Genomic DNA, 3,524 nt, shown 5'->3' on the forward strand with positions numbered 1-3,524 from the left:
TCGTAGAGATCGACCAAGGCGGTGTCGAGTGCTTCGGCTTCACTTGCCGAAGCCGGTAGAGAAGCGCGGAACGCGCGGACCCGCGTGATGACGCGCTCACCTTCTCGGCGGCCGCTCAATGGGGGACCTCGCCATCTCCCCGCGCGGCCTTCACCCACTTCGCCGCCCAGGTGGCGTCTCGGTGCTCCTGGGGCATGGCCGCGAGCCCGGACCGAACCTCTCGCCTGGCGCCCTGGTGCTGCCCGAGAAGCCAGAGCACGCGGCCTCGGTGCAGACCCCAAAGTCCTTCCGTGTACCAGTAACCCGCATCGGGAGGTTCCTCGCCCGCCGCTGCCTCGGCGGCCTTGTCCGCCACGACGAGGGCACGTTGAGCAGCATGTGTCTCCCCGGTCGCCGCATGCACCCGCGCGAGCTGGTACCGGTCGTAGACCCGGATGAGCGGATGGACGCCGCGAACCCGCAGTGCCTCTTCGGTGAGTGCTGCGGCGTCTCCGACTCGTCTCGCCTCCAGAGCGGCGTACGCCTTGAAGCTCAGTCCGTGCACGAGTCGGTCCGGGGCGTCGGCATTCCTCGCCAGAGTGATCGCGCTGTTCAAACAGCGTTCGCCGGCTGCCCGGTCCCCGGAGGCGAGTTCGAGCCATCCTCGATACTGACTGATCTCGCTGGCCAGACACGCGGCCGACCCAGCCAGGGGCGACCGTGCATGGTGGGCGAGCGAACGACTCAGTCGGTCGAATCCCCGGACGGTGTCAAGGACTCCCCGGGCGCCAACAGCATCTTCCAGTCGGCGGGTTGAGCTGAGAATGGTCGCCAGACTGGCAAGACTGGAACTGTCCGCGCGACGAGGGGTGGCAGCGACGTACGCCAGTCGCTCGATATCGACCCCGAGGGCGTGTTCGTAGGCGGCGATGTGGTGCGGCAGGACCTCCCGCTTCCCCGTCTCAAGCTGCCCCAGGTAGGGCTTGCTGTAGTTCGTTCGTTCCGCCATACCTGCCAGGCTGACACCGGCGGCAGTGCGAGCGGCTCTGAGAACCGAGCCCATGTCGGCCATACACCAGTTTTGCAGACCCTTGCAGATGGCCAACTGTGTGCGCAAAACACTGACTCTGATTCCGCAGGTCAGGGCGGGTGGGGCACCTTCCACGGTGCCCCGCCCGCTGTCTCATGGCACCCCGCGCCACCCAGACCACGGGCGCGGACCCCGCTCGCCCCGGATGCAGGCGAGGCGGTGTAGGGCCTGGTCCCGGACGCGCGGTTCCTCGGTCGCGACCTGGACGGCCATGCACGTCATGCGGAACTCGCGAATGTCCCGCAGCGTCGCGAACCCCGCCCATTCGGTGACGTCGTAGCCATAGACGGTGACGTAGTCCGCGTACTCCTCGGGAGGCGCCCACCCGAACGAACTGTGCTTGATCGCGCTGTGGATCGAGTCCCATTCCGGCGGGCCGAGGGAACAGCGCTCGAAGTCGTGGAGTATGCGCCTCCCGTCGGGGGTGACCGCGATATTGCCTCCCCATGCGTCACCGTGTACCACGGTGATGGGAAGTCCGGGCGGGAGCGCCGCGTACCGCCGTCGCAGGTCCGCCAGGCGCTCCAGCATCCACGCCCGATCGTCCGGAGACAGGAAGTGTGCTCCCTCGATGCGTTCGGTCAGCCGCACGAACGGAGAAAGCTGCGGAAGCTCGAACGTGTCCGGCGGCGGCAGGGAGTGGAGCTTCCGCAGAACAATGGCAGTGTCATGCCACGTGCCTTCGGTATGCGGGGGAAGCTCGTGCCAGAAGGTGACAGCGCGCCCGGCGACCTGCACGGGCTGCTCAACGTGGGACAGCACGCGGACGGCATCCACGCCCACACTCTCCAACCATCGCGAGACGCGGACTTCCTTCTCCGCCGCCGCGTGCTGCCCCGGCCGGGATACACGAGCGACCACCCCGCCGGGCAGCCGGTAGATCCCGTTCTCCCCCCAACCGGATCAGCTCAACTCCTTCAGCATCTAAACCGGCGCCCCCGACAGCCTTCTCCACAATCCGTTTCAGCTCGCTCATACGGCGCTCACCACCGTGACAATCTTGTGCCGCAGCTTCTCCGCTTCCGTCATGCACTGATGGTGCCCCGCCCGCTGGTCTACCGGATACCCATCCACATGGCGAACGCCGCCAATCCTGCATTCCGCCGACGCTCCTGCTCCGCCAGAGTCCGCACCGCCGAAGCGGCCTTCCAGTGACGTCGAGTCAGCTCCGGCGCGGCCTCACGTGCCAGGCGTAGCGCCTCCAGCGCCTGTTGACTCCGGCGCCCATGAAGCACACATCCATGCGCCACGTCGAGCCAGTAGTGCGCCCGGCGTTCACCCGTGACCTGGTCGTGCGCCCTCACATGCCGCGCCCGTTCGAGGCCGAGTCCTCCGTCTCCCACCTCCACGGCGCACGCCACCCAGTGGTACTCCACATTCACCGGCACCACCTGGAGGCCGTATGGGTCTGTCCTCGGGACGTATGGCAAGAGGGCCCGCGCCTCAGCTATATGCTCTTCGGCTTGGTCACGTGACCCTTTCCGTGCAGAGAGGATCGCCGACCGCAGATGCAGCGCCCCACGAACCGTGGTCGCGTGTTCGGACTTGGAGTCCTGGGCTGCCTGGAAAGCCCGGGCGAGGTACCCCAGCCCGGCGTCGTACTGGCCCTCGGTCATGAGCAGCAGCCCTCGCCGACAGTGACACGTCGCCAACTCCAGTGGGTCATCGGACCGCAACGCTGCCGTGTGCTCCGCGTTGATCGCCGCCGCTGCCAGATCCTGAGACCCCATGCAGTGCAGCGCGAAATGCACCTGTCCGTACATCTGCGCCGCCGCCTTGTACGCGGTGGGCTCGTCGTAGGTGTGCAGCTCACGCAGGACTTCTGTCGCGTCGGGCAAATGGGCCGCGAATTTTCCTTCTTTGTTCAGCTTCCAGAGTCGCTGGACCTCCGCCAGCAGCTCGGAGAGGGGCCGCGGGTCGTGGCCAGGGTCGGTCACGCCGAACAGGAGCGCCCTGACGCTGGACAACGATGGATGCGCTTCGGTCTCCAACACGTCGACGTGCTCACCAGTCAGCTCCAGTACACCGAGGCCGAGGGTGGTGGCTACTGCCTGAAGGAAGCCGTGGCTGGGGGGAACGATGCCAGCTTCCACCTTCTTGACCAGGGACACTGAGACCCCGACGCGGGTTGCGAGGGTGAGCTGTGTCAGGCCGTGCATCTTCCGCAGGGCCGCGATTCGCCTACCAAGGTCCTCCATACACCGAGAGTACGGTCTGCGTCACCCTGTGTTTGAACCTTTCTTGAACCTTCCATATCCCGACCCGGGCCTAGCGTTGCGGCACGCGGGCAGGACCAGCAGGTTTCCCTTCTCTTCGCCCGCGACCACCAGCACACCCTCGTCGGGAGATGCGCGGATGGACAGCCTGTCGCCACTGATCATCACGGTCACCACGGCCCTGCTCGTCGCAGTCGTCGTCGCCCTGGCCCTGATCGCCCACCGCAGCCACCAGCGCT

Annotated in this window: 3 protein-coding genes; all 3 read right to left on the bottom strand. The window is 66.7% G+C overall.

What is annotated here, in order from left to right; genetic code table 11:
- Positions 1–115 precede the first annotated feature (115 nt).
- The 3 genes from LX15_RS31955 to LX15_RS31965 all read right to left on the bottom strand — a co-directional run bounded on the left by LX15_RS31955 (position 116) and on the right by LX15_RS31965 (position 3,267).
- Positions 116–1,051 carry a helix-turn-helix domain-containing protein gene (locus LX15_RS31955; protein ID WP_308213552.1) on the bottom strand — a complete coding sequence of 312 codons (936 nt, stop codon included), beginning with the start codon at positions 1,049–1,051 and terminating at the stop codon, positions 116–118.
- 111 nt (positions 1,052–1,162) lie between these two features.
- Positions 1,163–1,930 (bottom strand): phosphotransferase family protein, encoded by a 768-nt coding sequence (locus LX15_RS31960; protein WP_253674891.1) that lies wholly within the window; start codon positions 1,928–1,930, stop codon positions 1,163–1,165.
- Positions 1,931–2,124: 194 nt separating this feature from the next.
- Positions 2,125–3,267 carry a helix-turn-helix domain-containing protein gene (locus LX15_RS31965; RefSeq protein WP_253674892.1) on the bottom strand — a complete coding sequence of 381 codons (1,143 nt, stop codon included), beginning with the start codon at positions 3,265–3,267 and terminating at the stop codon, positions 2,125–2,127.
- Positions 3,268–3,524 lie beyond the last annotated feature (257 nt).

This window comes from Streptoalloteichus tenebrarius (assembly GCF_024171885.1).
Taxonomy (GTDB): Bacteria; Actinomycetota; Actinomycetes; order Mycobacteriales; family Pseudonocardiaceae; genus Streptoalloteichus; species Streptoalloteichus tenebrarius.

Bases quoted from the DNA above. Each gene is read 5' to 3' on its own strand.
- LX15_RS31965 (WP_253674892.1), bottom strand. From the start codon at position 3,267: ATGGAGGACCTTGGTAGGCGAATCGCGGCCCTGCGGAAGATGCACGGC.
- LX15_RS31955 (WP_308213552.1), bottom strand. From the start codon at position 1,051: ATGGCCGACATGGGCTCGGTTCTCAGAGCCGCTCGCACTGCCGCCGGT.